A 15,593-nucleotide genomic window follows, 5' to 3' on the forward strand; every position below is an offset into this window, starting at 1 on the left:
GCGATAGCTGCCTGTCGTGTCGTACTCCCGAATGACTTCTCATCACTGCGTAGTCATCACGCGTTATGACGTGTTTCGGGCTATCCAGCGAATACTGGACGCTACAACAGCGGCAGAACGCTATGCACAAGAGGAGCTGAAGGAAAACGCTCAGCGAATATCTAATTTCCTGGCAGAAAACTTTGATCTATTCAAGCGCGTTATTTCGATCCTGCACGCTGCGAGTCGGTGCTAAAGTTTGCGCACGAGGAGGAAGCACAGTGGCAGGTCGAAAGCAGCATTTCATCCCGCAGGCCCTGCAAAGGGGCTTTGGGGTAGCCAAGGGAAAAAAGAGTCAGGTGTATGTCTTCAAGAAAGGACAGGAGCCCTATTATTCCTCGACAGAGGGCGTCGCTGCGCAGCGGGACTTCTACTCAGCGCCGTCCGATGAGCAGTCACTCGACGACAAAATCACAATCTATGAGCGCACGGTATTGGCGCCAGCCATCGCGGCTCTGCGTGAGGCCCCGGCCGGCCCCGTCGACTCACACGTGGCAGCAGCAGTGATGGTCCACCTGTCAATCCGTACTGCTTTCGTCAGAAGTAGCTTCTCGGCTGCTGCAACTGAAATGCTGCACTATTTTGCAGATGCTATGCGAAGCGATCAGACTGCGCGCGCCTTGCTCGAGGTTGACACACTCAAATCGGAGTCAATGCTGGTCAAGTCGATTGAAGAAGAAATTCTTCTGCAGTTTGATGCTATCCCGGAGAGCAGCCGCAACGCTCTAGCAAAACTGGTGCATTTCCGAGCTCGAGAGAAGTTTCCCCAAATGCTACCAGGCCTTACCGCGATGGTCCTGCAGCATTTCGGAATGCTGCTCGAGAAAATTCCCGAGGCGATTGTTAGCGGGCACAGCAAAGCACTGGAAAGAGACCTGGCGCCCGCGCTTCGCGTGGAACGCCTGAAGGCGATGAACTGGCAAATTATTGCGGCCGAACCGCCGACCCACTTCGTGCTCCCAGACTGTCTCGCGGTTGGGTCCAAGACATCGAACTTCCAGGAGATCAGCCCGTACTCACTCCTGAGCAACGATGAACTCGCCGGAGTTGTGATGCCCGTTTGCTCAGACAAGGTGTTGGTGGGCTGCTTCGGCAATCCAGAGCTCAATCCAGCGTCGCTGAATCGTTGTTTCGCCCAGTGCTCATTGGAATTTTTCATCAGTTCAAAGGCTGATGCGCAAACAGCCGAAGCCGCGAAGTTGATTGGAAGCACGTTTTCCAAGTATGTCGACAGTTTGGTCGTTGAGCAAGCGTTCTCCGCACCTGCAAAAAGCGGCAGCAATGGCGAATCACCAGAGACTGAGGCCGGGGCGCTGGAGCCTAACCCGAACCGAGTTCCCATCAAGTTCGAGCCCTCAAGTCGTATGAGTAGCAAAGCGCAAGCCACTGTTCGTAAGCTGATGAGTGCGCCCGAGTTGCAGATGGGCTTGCGCACCGTTGAGGCCATCGTGGTTTCTGACAACATAGTGCGCTCATTGCGTCAGCGTGGGGTGACGCTGAATGATCACGCGGCTCAAGTAGTGAAGCTGGGGACTTGCCACACAACTGAGACTCCAGATGGGGTGTCTAGCCAGCTCTTTGTCACCACGGAGGCCGTTAATCTGGTTACCAAAGGCCATCCGCTGGCGCGCACCGCAGCAGCACTGATTCGTCATCAGGCAGGCCGAGCGACGTACTACGCCACCGTGGCAACTCGAATTCCAAAGGAGACATTGCAACGCCAGAGGCCGCCATTAGAGGCCATCCGACTGCGCATAGCACACTTCTACTGTTCTCACTACTTCGGTGGCCGGCTTTCGGGGAGAGGACTGGCCTCAGACGAAGAGTTCGCTGCCGCCGACAGTCTTTACGGTCAGGTTTTGGCAGGTTGCGTGCAAGGGATTACCAGTGCGCGCCTCCACTTTATTAAACACCGTGATGTAGATGTAGCACTAGGTCTAGCACTTGGGCATGTTGAACAGTTACTCTGCGCTACAGCGAATGCCTGCGCGACCGCTGGCAACAAGATCGACCGGTGGAAGAAGAGCAAGAGCATCGAAGCACTGCAGGCAGTCAGCCTAGGCGAGTGGTTCGAGCTGCTTGCCCTTGATTTGGAGCGTTTCTTCGACTCCCGTGAGAACCTCACAGGAGATAGCGATTTGATTCTCCTGGGCAGCCACCTTGAGCGGGTGCTCTGGTCTTTCGGTATTGTGCTGTCAACGCCGACACCGGAGCAGATCTGGATGGACGTATGTGCGGAAGAACAACTCGAGAATATGCGTCTGATGCTACGGGTCTGATGCGACGAAGGCAGTGGCAGTGCATGTGTTTGAATGCCCTTATTTGGCTAGAGCCGACATTGAGGGTCTAAACCAGAACGGCCGCTGCCAGCCTGAAGCGGGCCTCGGGGCCGAGACGCTGAACTTCCGCTCCTGGCCGAGAGCAGTCATCAAGAGACTGACTGTCCACATGCTCCAAACCCCGTTAGCAGCCCCGAACCACCCAGAAAGGCCACGCATATCATGCGTGGCCTCCCAGTGCAGCACCCCAGTCAATTTGTCCCCCGCACCACCCCGCGCTCACTCACTCCCCCCATCACCCCCTCAATCGCCTCTTCCTGCGCCTGAATAAACGCAAGCAATTGCCCAGGAGTCACCGGCTCCAAGGCATGCCCTGGGTAGGCGCCAATGATCAAACTGGAAATCAGCCCCAACTGATCCTGCACGCGCCGGAGGCTGTTGTACTCCGGCTCGGAAAGTTGAAAGTACAGCATGGCAACTCCTCAATGAGCGCGCTTGGCGGCTGAAGCAAAGGAATGCCCATGCGCTCGAAGCACGGGACCACGCAAAGGATTGGGAGAGGGTTCGGGCATTGATACGCCCGCAAGGAAAGCAGCCATAAGGCCTCCTGTGAGTACGTCCAACTGCTTTCGGGAGTGTGGCGGGACCGCCTGTGAAGGTGTGTTCAGCACCTGGGAGAGATGATACATCGCTCTGGCGCAGCGCCCGCATCCTGACGGTTGTCCACCCGCCGCCGCTCAGCCGGCGAGGCGCCGCGCTCAAAGCCCCCAGCGCCCTCGGAGCACAAGGAAGGCCCCCACGCAAACACATAGCCAGACGCCCACCATCAGAGCGACTCCGGCACGGCTTCGGGGCTTGCGGCCTTGGGCCTGCATCCAGGCCTCGGCCTGCTGGCGGCTGTCGGCCAACACGGCCGGGGGAAGCAGCCGCACGGTGAGCCAGATCAGCGCGGGCAGCAGCAGGACGTCATCCACATAGCCCAGCACGGGGATAAAGTCGGGGATCAGGTCGATGGGGCTCAGGGCGTAGGCGACTACGAAGGCGCCCAGGGTCTTAGGGCCTGTTCACACTAATCTGGGGATCGCGTTGCCCGGCTGCGGGGTCGTATGCAAGGCGCACGTGCGCAGCAAGGCCCGTGCCTTGCAAGCGCGTGCAACGCCGCAGACGGCCCCGCAGCCGGGCAACCCGAAGGGAAGCTGCCTGCCAGCCCGCCGCTCGGCGTTGCGCTCCTTGTGCGTGTGGGCACACGCACGGCGTCGCGCGCCTTGATTGGCGGGCTGGCAGGTAGCTTCGCGACCCCACATTAGTGTGAGCAGGCCCTACCGTACCAGGGCGTCTGCGGGCTCTTGCAGGCAAACCACAGGGTGACGCCATCGCGCTTGATGCGTCGTGCCCAAGCCTTCAATCTTTCACTGGCTGTCATGGATATACGAGGTTGTGACCGGGCTGGATGATGGCGGCCGGCTGTTGCCGTTGGGGCTGCGCCGCCAGGCCCGCGCAGCACTCGATGATATGGAACGCCAGCCCGCTGCGCGCGGTGTACTTGTACCGGGTCTTCATGACCACATCACCACGGTGCCGTGCCTGTGGCCGCAAAGGCCCGCAGCACGGCGGTGTCGGCTGGCCTGCGTCCACTGGGGCAAATGGCTGCACTGACTGGCAAAGCCTTGTCACCGCCCTCTTCCCCATTCCAAATCCATATCGACTGCACTCAAGGCATGCATCTCGTATATGCATCTAGGAATAATCTGAAAATAATCAGCCACAAGCCTTTCTGCTTGACTTCCAGATACCCAAGAAATCAAATAGCCGGACTCCCACAACGGAATTCCCAGGCCATTGATTGCCATCGGCCTTGGGAATGATTGCGAACGCGCAATTCCCACTCTCACACCTTGATCGGACCTGATTTCTCACAGGACCGAGGGTAGGCCTGCGTTTGTGATTTTTCTGGCATTTGGCAAACCACCATTTCCTTATTCATTCCATTAACCATTCGCTTGCAGGCCATGGCAACATCCACCGATCTCACCCGCCCGTATATCAGCTATGAAAAGGCCTTCAACAGGCAGATCACCCGCGCCATGGACAGCCAGCAGGTGGACGTGGTGGTACTCACGCCGCAAGAGTTCGTAGGCGTCCTGCAAGACAGGTCGCGCAATGACCCGCGCCTGGAGGCCAGCCTGCGCGCCATCCTGGCCCAAAGCGCCTTGGGCAAGTATTGGACGCAGACGGCCAGCCCCAATGCCGGCAAACCCTGGACCATTCCCGCCTCCATGTTGGCCAATGACGCGTACCTGTTCACCAGAACGCTGATTGCATTGCGCCTTGCCGGTGCGCGCACCTATGTCAAGGCGACGCCCAAAGGCACCTATATCATCATCACAGGCCGAGCCGGGTTTCGCGGCAATCTGCTGCAGGGCACGCGCTTTCTCACCACCAATCCCCGCATGGTCCAGATGGGTCTGGGCATGCGCGGTCTTCAGGGCGTTGCCAGAGGGGGCTTCATCTTGAGCTTGGTCGTGGGCATCGGCGTGGAGACATTGGACTTCATCTTCAACGACGAGAAGACCATGCATGACCTGGTGGGAGGGATTGGGGTGGAGGCGGTCAAGGCGGGGTTGGCGACGATGGTTGGTATAGGCACGGGAATTTTTGTCGCAAGCGTAACCACTATTGCTGTTTTTTCTTTAGGTGCCATGGCCTTAATGGTACTTTTTACCGGGATAGCTTTAAATGGAATCGATAAAAGTTGGGAAATAAAGAAAAATGTTATTACTTCATTAAAATTTTTGACAAACAGCACACCTTCTGGCATATACCGCGTTAATACTGACGCTCTCGTCACAGAACAGTTGAGTGGCAATCATGAAACAACAGAGATCAAAGAAATACCCCAGAACCATCCTAAAAATTTACTATCCCCTATCAATCGCAAAAATTGATTAGTCTTGAAATGGACAAAAGAAATTTAACCGAAATCAGAAGATCACTAATATGGAGTATTCCACTTTTTCTACTGCTTCTAGCAATGTCAATTTGGAGTATTTTCTATTCTCTATGCGAAACCGTAAATGATTTGAATAAACTCGCACCATCAGTAAGAATCACACCATTTGATCCAATTGCGTTGTGTGTGCCAATAATTTCAACCACAGGAATTATCATTGCAATACAAAAAGCAATCCCTTGCATGGAAGACGCCATAAAAATCCCAACGCGTATTTTTTTATCCGCCATAGCCGCAGGAGTTTTTATTATGTTTTTTTGTATTTTTGCAATTACGCCTTTTCAATACTATGCCATGCCAAAACTTGGCTATACCCGCTGCAACATTCTGGAAGATCATCCCACCATATATTTCACGGACTGGGTAAAGAATCCGGATTGGTGCGTGCGCGGCAAAAGCCGGGAATGGGTCAATGAGCAAGCTCGCCTGCCCAATGATTCAGACCATGGATCTCGGTGAAATGTCGTCCAAGGCGTATCCACCTGAGTGGTGGTATGACAAAGGGAAATCAGAGATAGCGCCATCAACCTGAGAGAATTAAGCAACAGAAGCAAAAGAAGAAAAAAAAGACAAACTCTCGGGAAAGTCCAGCAATCTGCTGGCACCTATTAACCAAAAAAATATGGATATTTAAGTGGAAGAAAATAATCTGACCGAGTTCAGAAAATCTTTAATCCATGGCATTCCTTCCCTTCTATTGGTTTCAGCACTATCAATATGGAGTACAAAATACTCATTTCTAAACACAATAATTGATCTAAAAAATTCCGCCCCATCCGTAAGAATTACACCATCCAGTTTGCTAGTGGCGTATTTCCCTATAATGTCAATCACAGGAATTATTTTTCTTGTACAAAAATCAATTCCTTGCAGATCAAGTATCCTGAAAATCTCAGAGCGCATTTTCACGATTACCACAATCACGGGAGGAGTGATCATGATTACTTGCCTTCTTGTATTAACTCCTTTGCAATACTATGCCATGCCAAAATTAGGCTATACACGCTGCAATATTCTGGAAGACCACCCCACCATTTATTTCACAGACTGGGTAAAGAATCCCGCCTGGTGTGTGCGCGGCAAAAGCCGGGAATGGGTCAAAGAGCAAGCCCGTCTTGCCCAATGACCCGATGATTTTTCCCGGGTAGGTAAAGAGGGGTCGAATGGCCTACCGGCCCAGGAACAGGCGGGTGGCGCGCAGGCCCAGGGGCGTCCAGTGCAGGCCCGGTGACATGGCCTGTACCAGCAACTCATGCTGGGCCGCTGGATCTAGCGTGGGGTAGCGCTGCTCGAAGAGCATCAGGTCGGTGTCCAGTTCCTGCGCGCTGCGGCCCGGGTCGGGTCGCGCGCCACGGGATGTGCGCAGGCGCTCGGCCACGCGAAAGCTCATGCGCCGCGCCGGTTTGCCGGGCTCGGCCACGGATTCGAAGGAGGCGCCATCCGCACTGGCCGGCCCACGCAGCCAGTCATGAATGACTTGCAGCTCATAGGGAGAGAAAACACCGAACATCTCTGCCCGCTCGCCCTGCAGCAGCTGCCAGAAGCGGCTTTCCTCCGCAGGCCGGTTGCGTTGTATCCAGCGTGCCTGCTCCAGCGCGGCCAGGAAGGCAGGCATGTCCTGCGGACGGGACAGCCAGTCATTGACGCTGCGGCCGGCCACCTTGCAGAAGTCCGAGTGCGCGCCATGCCCGGAAGGCGATTTGCGCGCCAGGATGCGCACCACCTCAGCTTCGATGTCGAACGACCTGATCACGTCCAGCGTGCTGGTGCCCGTGTCTGCCAGCCGGGCACCTGCGCGTACGCGGCGCCAGTAGTCGCCGCCATCGTCAATGCGCGGCGCGTTCTCCCAGGCGGCAATGCAGGCGCGCCGGGCATGGCCGGTGTCGGCGTTGTCCACGGTCACATGCAGCGTGAAGTAGTAGGGATCTATTCCCAGTTCATTGAGTTCGTAGGCGGTGATGAGCAGGTGCAGCGGCAATTGCTCATAGCCCAGGTTGAATCCCACGATCTCGGGCAGGAACTGCTGCGCATTCCAGCCCAACGCCAGCTGTACCAGCCCCTGCCGGTACAGCTCGTCGGGCAGGTCCTCCACGGGATCAAGGCCATACCTGGCCAGCAGCTCCCGGTAGAGCTTGACGTGGTTCTTGTCGGCCATGCCGTCGCCCAGTTCTTCCACATAGGTGGTGACCAGGTCCGACATGCGTGAGTTGCCCGCGTGCGCGCACAGGCCGTAGAGCCAGGAACCGTCCACCAGCTTGGTAGGTGCCACATTGCGCAGGAAGTACAGGGCATGGGCGCGGTTGCCGAAGTAGCGGCGTGCCGCACCCGCCTTGCGCTCTGCAAGGTAGGCCTGGTACTGGGCGTGCACTTTTTCGACATTGGCACGCATCCAGTCGGTCAGGTGCTCCGGGTTGTCCGGCAGGCCATCGGCATCGGCAGAGGTCTCGGCGATCACGCCGTGCAGGAAGTCCGCAGCAGCCTGGCGCTCCTGTTCGGTGGGCAGATGGTTGGCCAGGCGCTCGTAGAGCGGCACATGCAGGAAAGAAGGCTCAAGCGTGCCTGCGCCAGCGGCCAGTTCGGTACGTGGGGGGTCCAGCAGTTCTGTGTTCATGGTGGGGCTTTGGTCCGTAACGCCTTCAGGATGCGGTGTGGCCCTCGGTACAGCCATCGGGCCAACGCCTTCCTGTGCGTCGTAATACGCCTACCCTTCGCGCAGGCGCCCGGGCCGGCCCGCCGTCGCCCTGGCGCCCGCGCTCATGGCAGGGGAACAGGATCCGGCCCGGCCTTGCCGGCGAGCATTGGCTGGTACTGGGCGCCGGCCTGCTGGGCATGGGCTGGGCCCGGTTATGGACTAGCGCGGCGCCTTGCTGATACTGAGATAAAGCCGGTCTTCCTGCCGCTGCCCGGCCATCGCCTCACGCTGGCGCTCAGCGCGCATCTTGGTGCCCACGCGTACTCCCCCTCCCCACCACCTCAAACCCCATATCCTGCGCGGCCACCGCCACGCCACCGGCCATGCGCGCAATCAGCGCCTCTGCGCCCAGGCGGCCGATGGCGGCGCCGTCCACGCGCACGGTGGACAGGGCGGGCCAGGCGTCCAGCGCCAGGGCCTGGTCGCCAAAGCCCAGCACGCCGAATTCCTCGGGCATGCGCAGGCCCAGTGCGTGGGCGTGGGAGAGCACGCCTTGCGCCAGCGCATCGGAGCTGCAGAAGACGGCATCGGCCTCCGGTACCTGGGCGCGCAGGGCGTTCAGGGCATCGCGGCCACGGCCGGATTGGGGGATGGCTTCCGAGAAGACGATTTGCGCAGGAACCGGGGCACCGGCTTCCGCGGCAGCGCGGGTGAAGCCCAGGGCACGGCGGGCGGCGCGGCTGTCGTCGGCGCGCAGGATGGCCGGGCGCCGGTAGCCGCAGGCGGCCAGGTGGCGGAAGGCAGCGCGGCCCGCGTCTTCCTGCGAGAAGCCGACCGCCATATCCAGCGGATGGGGCTGGTAGTCCCAGAGTTCGACCACGGGCACGTCGGCATTGACCAGCAGGCGCCGCGTGCGGGCCGTGTGCTCGGTGCCGGTGAGCACGATGCCGTCCGGGCGGCGGCTGAGCATGGCGGCCAGCCAGGTTTCCTCATGCTCCGGGTCATAGCTGGAGATGCCCAGCGTGGTTTCATAGCGCTGCGCGGCCAGGGTGTGGATGAGCGCATCGAGCATGTCGGAAAACAGCGAGTGCCCCACCGAAGGCACGATGGCCGCCACCAGCCGCGTCTGGCGCGAGGTCAGCCCGCCCGCCAGGGAGTTGGGCACGTAGCCCGATTGCTCCACGGCCTGCGCCACGCGCAGCCGCGTGGCCTCGGCCACCAGTTCAGGCCGGTGCAGCGCGCGCGATGCGGTGATGGGCGACACGCCGGCAATGCGGGCCAGGTCCTTGAGCGTGGGCGCATTGGCGTTGCGCAGGGTGCGGAGGGTCATGCGGGGCCTTTGCCTGGAATGGCGATGGAGAGGCGGCTTGAGGATGATTGCGTGGTCATGTTAACGATGATGTCCATCAGCACGGTCTGATTGTTTCCCCTCGTACGTCCGAATGGAGAGCGCTGGCTTTGCTTGAAATGATTGCGCAATCATTCAAGAGGAGACCACCATGCGCCCTTCGCTCTCCAACCGCCGCAGCGCCATGGCGCGCCTGCTGGCTGCGGCCCTGGCTCCGGCCTCGATGCCGGCCCAGTCCCAGGCCCAGGCCGCCTGGCCGGTCAGGCCGATCACGCTGGTGATTCCCTTCCCTCCCGGTGGCCAGACCGATGTGGTGGGCCGGCTGGTGGGAGAGCGCCTGTCGCAGCGCCTGGGCCAGCCCGTGGTGGTGGAGAACCGGCCCGGCGTGAATGGCTCGCTGGCCTCCGAGGCCGTGGCGCGGGCGCGGGCCGATGGCTACACGCTGGTGATTGGCGGGCCGGGCACGCATGCCATCAACCAGCTGGTCAATCCCAACGTGAAGTACGACGCGCGGCGGGATTTCACGCACGTTGCCATGCTGGGGCGCGTGCCCATGCTGCTGCTGGCCTCGCCCAGGCTGAAGCTCGCTTCGGTGGCCGATGTGGTGGCCCTGGCCCAGGCCAGCCCCGGCACGGTGAATGTGGCGCTGACGGGCATTGGCTCGTCCAGCCATGTGACGACGGAGCTGCTGCGCCAGGCGGCCGGCGTGAGCTTCAACAACGTTCCCTACAAGGGCGATGTGCCCGCCATGACCGATGTGATGGGCGGCCAGGCAGACCTGCTGTTCGTGCCCGCCACCTCGGCCGTGGGCTTTGCGCAGGCGGGCAAGCTGCGTGCGCTGGCCGTGGCAGGCGAGCGGCGTCTGGCGGCCCTGCCCGATGTGCCCACCATGGCCGAGGCCGGCCAGCCGCAGGTCGTCAACTATTCATGGACCAGCCTGGCGGGGCCGCCGGGCATGCCGGCCGATGTGGTGGAGCGGCTCAACCAGGCCTGCCAGTCCCTCCTCGCCGAGCCCGAGGTGGTGGCCCGGCTGGCCGCCATGAGCAACGAGCCCACGCCGGGCACGCCCGCCCAGGCCGCCAGCTTCATCGCCGCCGAGGTGGCGCGCTGGAGCGAGGTGGTGCGCAAGGGAAACATCCAGGTCCAATGAACAGCGTCAGGAGAGTCCCCATGAGCATGCTGCCCGCCAATACGTTCAAGCGCGCGCTGCGCGAAGGCCGCCCGCAGATCGGCCTGTGGTCCACCATTCCCTCCCCCTTTGTCTGCGAGATGATCGGCGGCGCGGGCTACGACTGGGTGCTGCTCGATACCGAGCACACGCCCACCGACGTGCCGCTGATGCTGGGCCAGCTGCAGGCCGTGGCCGCCGCCCTGCCCGCACCGGGCGCCCTGCCCGTGCATGCCGTGGTGCGGCCCGCCTGCAACGATGCGGTGCTGATCAAGCGCTACCTGGACCTGGGCGCCCAGTCCCTGCTGCTGCCCTTTGTGCAGAACGCGCAGCAAGCGCGGGACGCCGTGCGCGCCATGCGCTATGCACCCCAGGGCATGCGCGGCATGGGCGGTTCCACTCGCGCGGCCAACTTCGGGCGCACGGCCGACTATGTGGCACGTGCGGCCGACGAGCTGTGCCTGCTGGTGCAGGTGGAGACGGCCGAGGCGCTGGAGCAGATAGAGGCGATTGCGGCCGTCGATGGCGTGGACGGCATCTTCATCGGCCCCGCCGACCTGTCGGCCAGCCTGGGCTATCCGGGCCAGGCGCGCCACCCTGTGGTGAACCGGGCCATCGACCAGGCCATCGCCCGCATCCGCGCCTGCGGCAAGGCGCCGGGGATCCTGATGGTGGACGAGGCACGGGCGCGCGAATGCCTGGAGCTGGGCGCGCAGTTCGTGGCCGTGGCGCTGGACACGCTCTTGCTGCGCGACGGGCTGGATGCGGCGGCGGCGCGCTTCAGGAAAGGGCCGCTGGCCGCGAGCCCGCCAGGGCCCGCATCCACCGCCGGCAGCTACTGAGGAGCCCCACAACCATGACACGTTCCCCCGAATCCCTGCGCAGCGCACGCTGGTTTGCTCCCGATGATTTCCGCTCCTTCGGCCACCGCTCGCGCGTGCTGCAGATGGGCTATGGCTACGAGGACTGGATGGGCAAGCCCGTGATCGCCATCGTCAACACCTGGAGCGATGCCAACCAGTGCCATGCCCACTTCAAGCAGCGCGTGGAAGACGTCAAGCGCGGCGTGCTGCAGGCGGGCGGATTTCCGCTGGAGCTGCCGGCCATCTCGCTGTCGGAAAGCATGGTCAAGCCCACGACCATGGTCTATCGCAATTTCCTGGCCATGGAGACGGAGGAGCTGCTGCGCAGCCACCCGGTGGATGGCGCCGTGCTCATGGGCGGCTGCGACAAGACCACGCCGGGGCTGACCATGGGGGCGATCTCCATGGGCATTCCCTTCATCTACCTGCCGGCCGGCCCCATGCTGCGCGGCAACTGGAAGGGGCAGGTGCTGGGCTCGGGCTCGAACGCCTTCAAGTTCTGGGACGAACGCCGCGCCGGCCGCCTGGACGAGCAGGCCTGGCGCGAGATGGAAGCCGGCATTGCCCGCAGCCACGGCACCTGCATGACCATGGGCACGGCGGCCACCATGATGGGCATTGCCGAGGCCGTGGGCCTGGCGCTGCCGGGCGCTTCGTCCATTCCGGCCGCCGACGCCAACCACATCCGCATGAGCGCCGAGTGCGGCCGCCGCATCGTGCAGATGGTGTGGGAAGACCTCACGCCCGCCCGCATGCTCACGCGTGCGCATTTCGAGAACGGCATTGCCTGCGCCATGGCCATGGGCTGCTCCACCAACGCCATCATTCACCTGATCGCCATGTCGCGGCGCGCGGGCCATCCGGTCAGCCTCGATGACTTCGACGCCTTCAGCCGCCGCGTGCCCGTGATCGCCAACATCCGGCCCAGCGGCGACCGCTATCTGATGGAGGATTTCTTCTATGCAGGCGGCCTGCGCGCCCTGCTGGAACGTATCCGCCCGCATCTGGACACCGGGGCCATGACGGTCAACGGCAAGACCCTGGGCGAGAACATTGCGGGCAGCCAGGTCCACGAGGACGACGTGATCCGCGCCCTGTCCAGCCCCATCTACGCCGAAGGTGCGCTGGCCGTGCTGCGCGGCAACCTGGCGCCGGACGGCGTGGTCATCAAGCCCAGCGCCTGCGCCCCGCACCTGCTGCGCCATACGGGGCGCGCCCTGGTGTTCGACGACTACCCCAGCCTCAAGCAGGCCGTGGACGACCCCCATCTCGATGTGAACGGCGAAGACATCCTGGTGCTGCGCAACGCCGGCCCCAAGGGCGCGGGCATGCCCGAATGGGGCATGCTGCCCATTCCCACCAGGCTGCTCAAGCAAGGTGTGAAAGACATGCTGCGCCTGTCCGACGCCCGCATGAGCGGCACCAGCTACGGCGGCTGCCTGCTGCACTGCTCACCCGAGTCCGCCGTGGGCGGGCCGCTGGCCCTGGTGCGCACGGGCGACCGCATCACGGTGGACGTGCCCGCCCGCCGCATCCACCTGGAAGTCAGCGACTCAGAACTCGCCACCCGCCGCGCCGCATGGACGCCCCCGCCCGCGCGCTACGAGCGCGGCTATGGCTGGCTGTTCGGCCGCCATATCCTGCAGGCCAATGAGGGATGCGATTTTGATTTTCTGGAGACGGGCTTTGGGCGGGCTGTGCCGGAGCCGGATATTTTTTGAAGCATGCAAATCAATTCTTTCTTTCAGACTTCCCTATATGATGGAAAGATTTTTTGATCCACATTGCATCAGAATATTGAAACCATGAAAGCAATTGAAAAGCAATTTTCCCAATGGGTCGACCAAACACTGTCCGGCGATCTGCCAGAAGGAATCGCAGCATTCCACTTCAATCTGTATGACTCGCCCACATCGCACGAGCTCCAGATTGTGGGCTGCCCGACCTACGACCCGCAGGACCCGGACTGGGCGTGCGATGACATATTCATGTCCGACGACCCTCACTTCGAGTTGCCGCACGAAGTCGTGGGAAGCGAGTGGGAGAAGGGACTTGCTGCTGCCAGGAAGCTGCTTGGCTCCTACGTGGCCTCGGAAGCGGCAGGAGCCCTTCGGCTGCGCCAGTCGCAAGCGGTGAGCGCCGGTTTTGTGGACGGAGAGCTTCACCTCATCTGGGCGCGAGAGGCGTAATTGATGAATTCAGCTGGCGGGCAATAGATTTCATCCAAAAACTGGAACCCTGGGCCTGCAAGCAAGGCAGGCCTGTATATGTATCCGCTTTTGCTGACGGCGCAGTCCTACATTGCCGTTGGTCTTTGTCGTGAATAGTGGCTCTGTTCTCAATAAGGATCGACCCAAAGAAGCCAATGAAATAGCCATATTCGATTGAATATTTCTTGGTCACAATCATTTGTGCAGAAGTATTTTCGATAGCTATTTCCAATAGTGACTCGCCGTTTCCCAGTCCACGCGCACGCAATGCCCCCTGCCCTCCCGGGGCAGCAGCTTCCGTTGCCTTGCGCCGCCGTGGACCTCAACCCAGAAGCAGAGGTGGCTGTGGACTTTCTCAGAAGCATCTTTCATCAGGCTCCGGAAATCGCGCTGTTTGCGGCCTTGGCGCTCGGTTACTGGGTGGGCAAGTTCAGGTTCGGGTCGTTCCAGCTGGGGGGCGTGGCGGGGTCGCTGCTGGCGGCGGTGCTGATCAGCCAGGTGGGGGTGACCATTGATTCGGGCATCAAGGCGGTGCTGTTCGCGCTGTTCATCTATGCCGTGGGCTTCGAGAGCGGGCCGCAGTTCTTCCGCTCGCTGGGTCGGCAATCGGTCAAGGAGATCCTGATGGCCCTGGTGGTGGCCGTGTCGGGGCTGGTCACGGTGGTGGTGATCGCGCGGGTGTTCCATCTGGACAAGGGGCTGGCGGCGGGGCTGGCCGCTGGCGGGCTGACGCAGTCGGCCATCATCGGCACGGCGGGCTCGGCCATCGAGAAGCTGGGGCTGGCGCCCGGCGAGGTGCAGCGCATGCAGGCCAATGTGGCCATCGGCTATGCGGTGACCTATATCTTCGGCTCCTTCGGCGCCATCATCATGTGCGTGAACGTGCTGCAGTGGCTGACGGGCCGCAAGATCCGCGAGGACGCGATCCAGGCCGAGCAGGAGCTGCTCAAGGGCGTGCGCGTGTACGGAACCGGCGAGTCACCGGCCGTGCCGGATCTGGTGGGCCGCATTTTCCGCGTGGGCCAGGCGGGCCGCACCGTGGCGGAGCTGGAGGCCAGCGCCACCGCCAACGGCGGCACGGTGACGGTGGAGCGCATACAGCGCAGGAACGCGATGGTGGGCGTGGACGGCAGCCTGGCGCTGGAGGCCGGCGACATCATCTTGCTGGTGGGCCGGCGTGCGGCCGTGGTGGCGCTGGGCGCCTCGGTGGGCGAGGAGCTGCAGGGTGCCGAGGGTATGGACGTGGTGATGGTGCGGCGCGACGTGGCCATCTCCAACAACCAGTACCTGAACCGCAGCGTGAAGGACATCCTGGACAGCCTGTCGCAGGAGTTCAAGCACGGCGTGTACGCAGTGGCGCTGATGCGCGCGGGCACGCCGGTGCCGATTGCGCCGGCCACCATGGTCATGCCGGGCGATGTGGTGACGCTGTTCGGCACGCCGCAGGATGTGCAGAAGGCTGCGCAGTCGGTGGGCCCCATCATCGTTCCCAGCGACAAGACGGACTTTGTCTTCCACGGCCTGGGCATCACGGTGGGCCTGCTGATCGGGCTGCTGGTGCTGCGCCTGGGCTCCATTCCCATCACGCTGGGCAGCGGCGGCGGCGCCCTGCTGGCGGGCCTGCTGTTCGGCTGGTGGCGCAGCCGCAAGCACACTTTCGGCAACATGCCCACGGCCGCCTCCACGCTGCTGCGCGACCTGGGCCTGGCCGGCTTCGTGGCCATGGTGGGCCTGCAGTCGGGCCAGCAGGCCGTGACCACGGTGATGCAGCAGGGCCTGACGCTGTTCCTGCTGGGCGTGGTGGTGACCATCGTGCCGCTGCTGATCGCCATGCTGTTCGGCAAGTACGTGCTGCGCTATGACAACGTGGCCGTGTTCGCGGGCTCGCTGTCGGGGGCGCGCAGCGCCAACCCGGCGTTTGGCGAGATTCTGGACAAGGCCGGCAACTCGATTCCCACGGCACCGTTCGCGATCACCTATGCGCTGGCCAATGTGTTCCTCACATTGCTGGGGCCGCTGGTCATTGCCTTTGCCTGAACACCCC

General features: G+C 61.8%; 14 protein-coding genes and 1 pseudogene. 9 read left to right on the forward strand and 6 right to left on the reverse strand.

Going from position 1 to position 15,593, the window contains the following annotated elements; genetic code table 11:
• Positions 1–260: 260 nt before the first annotated feature.
• Complete coding sequence (locus ACF8ML_RS15710) at positions 261–2,318, forward strand: DUF4238 domain-containing protein (protein WP_046239081.1); 2,058 nt, start codon at positions 261–263, stop codon at positions 2,316–2,318.
• Positions 2,319–2,569: 251 nt separating this feature from the next.
• On the opposite strand, the gene ACF8ML_RS15715 is transcribed toward ACF8ML_RS15710, so the two are convergent.
• The 3 genes and pseudogenes from ACF8ML_RS15715 to ACF8ML_RS15725 all read right to left on the reverse strand — a co-directional run bounded on the left by ACF8ML_RS15715 (position 2,570) and on the right by ACF8ML_RS15725 (position 3,878).
• Entirely contained in the window at positions 2,570–2,791 is a 222-nt protein-coding gene (locus ACF8ML_RS15715) for a hypothetical protein (protein WP_070080425.1), read from the reverse strand.
• 285 nt (positions 2,792–3,076) lie between these two features.
• A pseudogene (locus ACF8ML_RS15720) lies at positions 3,077–3,373 on the reverse strand (YkvA family protein); the annotation flags it as partial.
• Positions 3,374–3,737: 364 nt separating this feature from the next.
• On the reverse strand, positions 3,738–3,878 hold the full coding sequence (locus ACF8ML_RS15725; protein ID WP_016447034.1) for a hypothetical protein: 141 nt from the start codon (positions 3,876–3,878) through the stop codon (positions 3,738–3,740).
• Positions 3,879–4,327: 449 nt separating this feature from the next.
• Between ACF8ML_RS15725 and ACF8ML_RS15730 the strand changes: the two genes are divergently transcribed.
• Positions 4,328–5,263, forward strand: coding sequence for a hypothetical protein (locus ACF8ML_RS15730; RefSeq protein WP_046239097.1), 936 nt, complete (start codon positions 4,328–4,330; stop codon positions 5,261–5,263).
• Positions 5,264–5,274: 11 nt separating this feature from the next.
• Positions 5,275–5,787, forward strand: coding sequence for a hypothetical protein (locus ACF8ML_RS15735; RefSeq protein WP_080945326.1), 513 nt, complete (start codon positions 5,275–5,277; stop codon positions 5,785–5,787).
• A gap of 171 nt (positions 5,788–5,958) precedes the next feature.
• On the opposite strand, the gene ACF8ML_RS15740 is transcribed toward ACF8ML_RS15735, so the two are convergent.
• Positions 5,959–6,267 (reverse strand): hypothetical protein, encoded by a 309-nt coding sequence (locus tag ACF8ML_RS15740; RefSeq protein ID WP_236884632.1) that lies wholly within the window; start codon positions 6,265–6,267, stop codon positions 5,959–5,961.
• Here ACF8ML_RS15740 and ACF8ML_RS15745 point away from each other — a divergent pair.
• On the forward strand, positions 6,266–6,454 hold the full coding sequence (locus tag ACF8ML_RS15745) for a hypothetical protein (RefSeq protein ID WP_236884633.1): 189 nt from the start codon (positions 6,266–6,268) through the stop codon (positions 6,452–6,454). The two genes, ACF8ML_RS15740 and ACF8ML_RS15745, sit on opposite strands and share 2 nt — an antisense overlap.
• A 42-nt stretch (positions 6,455–6,496) precedes the next feature.
• Here the strand turns inward: ACF8ML_RS15745 and ACF8ML_RS15750 are convergent, their stop codons facing one another.
• Positions 6,497–7,939 (reverse strand): iron-containing redox enzyme family protein, encoded by a 1,443-nt coding sequence (locus ACF8ML_RS15750; protein WP_046239096.1) that lies wholly within the window; start codon positions 7,937–7,939, stop codon positions 6,497–6,499.
• Positions 7,940–8,255: 316 nt separating this feature from the next.
• Positions 8,256–9,290 carry a LacI family DNA-binding transcriptional regulator gene (locus ACF8ML_RS15755; RefSeq protein WP_392407365.1) on the reverse strand — a complete coding sequence of 345 codons (1,035 nt, stop codon included), beginning with the start codon at positions 9,288–9,290 and terminating at the stop codon, positions 8,256–8,258.
• A 169-nt stretch (positions 9,291–9,459) separates the two neighbouring features.
• On the opposite strand from ACF8ML_RS15755, the gene ACF8ML_RS15760 reads away from it, so the two are divergent.
• The 5 genes from ACF8ML_RS15760 to aspT all read left to right on the forward strand — a co-directional run bounded on the left by ACF8ML_RS15760 (position 9,460) and on the right by aspT (position 15,586).
• Positions 9,460–10,458 carry a Bug family tripartite tricarboxylate transporter substrate binding protein gene (locus ACF8ML_RS15760; protein ID WP_392407367.1) on the forward strand — a complete coding sequence of 333 codons (999 nt, stop codon included), beginning with the start codon at positions 9,460–9,462 and terminating at the stop codon, positions 10,456–10,458.
• A 20-nt stretch (positions 10,459–10,478) separates the two neighbouring features.
• Complete coding sequence (locus ACF8ML_RS15765) at positions 10,479–11,318, forward strand: HpcH/HpaI aldolase/citrate lyase family protein (protein ID WP_392407368.1); 840 nt, start codon at positions 10,479–10,481, stop codon at positions 11,316–11,318.
• Positions 11,319–11,332: 14 nt separating this feature from the next.
• On the forward strand, positions 11,333–13,060 hold the full coding sequence (araD, locus tag ACF8ML_RS15770; protein WP_392407369.1) for an L-arabinonate dehydratase: 1,728 nt from the start codon (positions 11,333–11,335) through the stop codon (positions 13,058–13,060).
• Positions 13,061–13,144: 84 nt separating this feature from the next.
• Entirely contained in the window at positions 13,145–13,528 is a 384-nt protein-coding gene (locus ACF8ML_RS15775; protein WP_392407370.1) for a hypothetical protein, read from the forward strand.
• Positions 13,529–13,894: 366 nt separating this feature from the next.
• The gene (gene aspT / locus ACF8ML_RS15780; protein ID WP_174538894.1) at positions 13,895–15,586 is read left to right on the forward strand and encodes an aspartate-alanine antiporter; all 1,692 of its coding nucleotides are present in this window, start codon (positions 13,895–13,897) and stop codon (positions 15,584–15,586) included.
• Positions 15,587–15,593: the final 7 nt, after the last annotated feature.

Origin of the sequence: Delftia sp. WSY_10 (assembly GCF_043104705.1) — a bacterium.
Taxonomy (GTDB): domain Bacteria; phylum Pseudomonadota; class Gammaproteobacteria; order Burkholderiales; family Burkholderiaceae_C; genus Comamonas; species Comamonas tsuruhatensis.

Bases quoted from the DNA above. Each gene is read 5' to 3' on its own strand.
- ACF8ML_RS15725 (WP_016447034.1), bottom strand. From the start codon at position 3,878: ATGAAGACCCGGTACAAGTACACCGCGCGCAGCGGGCTGGCGTTCCAT.
- ACF8ML_RS15740 (WP_236884632.1), bottom strand. From the start codon at position 6,267: ATGATCACTCCTCCCGTGATTGTGGTAATCGTGAAAATGCGCTCTGAG.
- araD (WP_392407369.1), top strand. From the start codon at position 11,333: ATGACACGTTCCCCCGAATCCCTGCGCAGCGCACGCTGGTTTGCTCCC.
- ACF8ML_RS15760 (WP_392407367.1), top strand. From the start codon at position 9,460: ATGCGCCCTTCGCTCTCCAACCGCCGCAGCGCCATGGCGCGCCTGCTG.
- ACF8ML_RS15775 (WP_392407370.1), top strand. From the start codon at position 13,145: ATGAAAGCAATTGAAAAGCAATTTTCCCAATGGGTCGACCAAACACTG.
- ACF8ML_RS15730 (WP_046239097.1), top strand. From the start codon at position 4,328: ATGGCAACATCCACCGATCTCACCCGCCCGTATATCAGCTATGAAAAG.
- ACF8ML_RS15745 (WP_236884633.1), top strand. From the start codon at position 6,266: ATGATTACTTGCCTTCTTGTATTAACTCCTTTGCAATACTATGCCATG.
- ACF8ML_RS15735 (WP_080945326.1), top strand. From the start codon at position 5,275: ATGGACAAAAGAAATTTAACCGAAATCAGAAGATCACTAATATGGAGT.
- ACF8ML_RS15755 (WP_392407365.1), bottom strand. From the start codon at position 9,290: ATGACCCTCCGCACCCTGCGCAACGCCAATGCGCCCACGCTCAAGGAC.
- ACF8ML_RS15765 (WP_392407368.1), top strand. From the start codon at position 10,479: ATGAGCATGCTGCCCGCCAATACGTTCAAGCGCGCGCTGCGCGAAGGC.
- ACF8ML_RS15715 (WP_070080425.1), bottom strand. From the start codon at position 2,791: ATGCTGTACTTTCAACTTTCCGAGCCGGAGTACAACAGCCTCCGGCGC.
- ACF8ML_RS15750 (WP_046239096.1), bottom strand. From the start codon at position 7,939: ATGAACACAGAACTGCTGGACCCCCCACGTACCGAACTGGCCGCTGGC.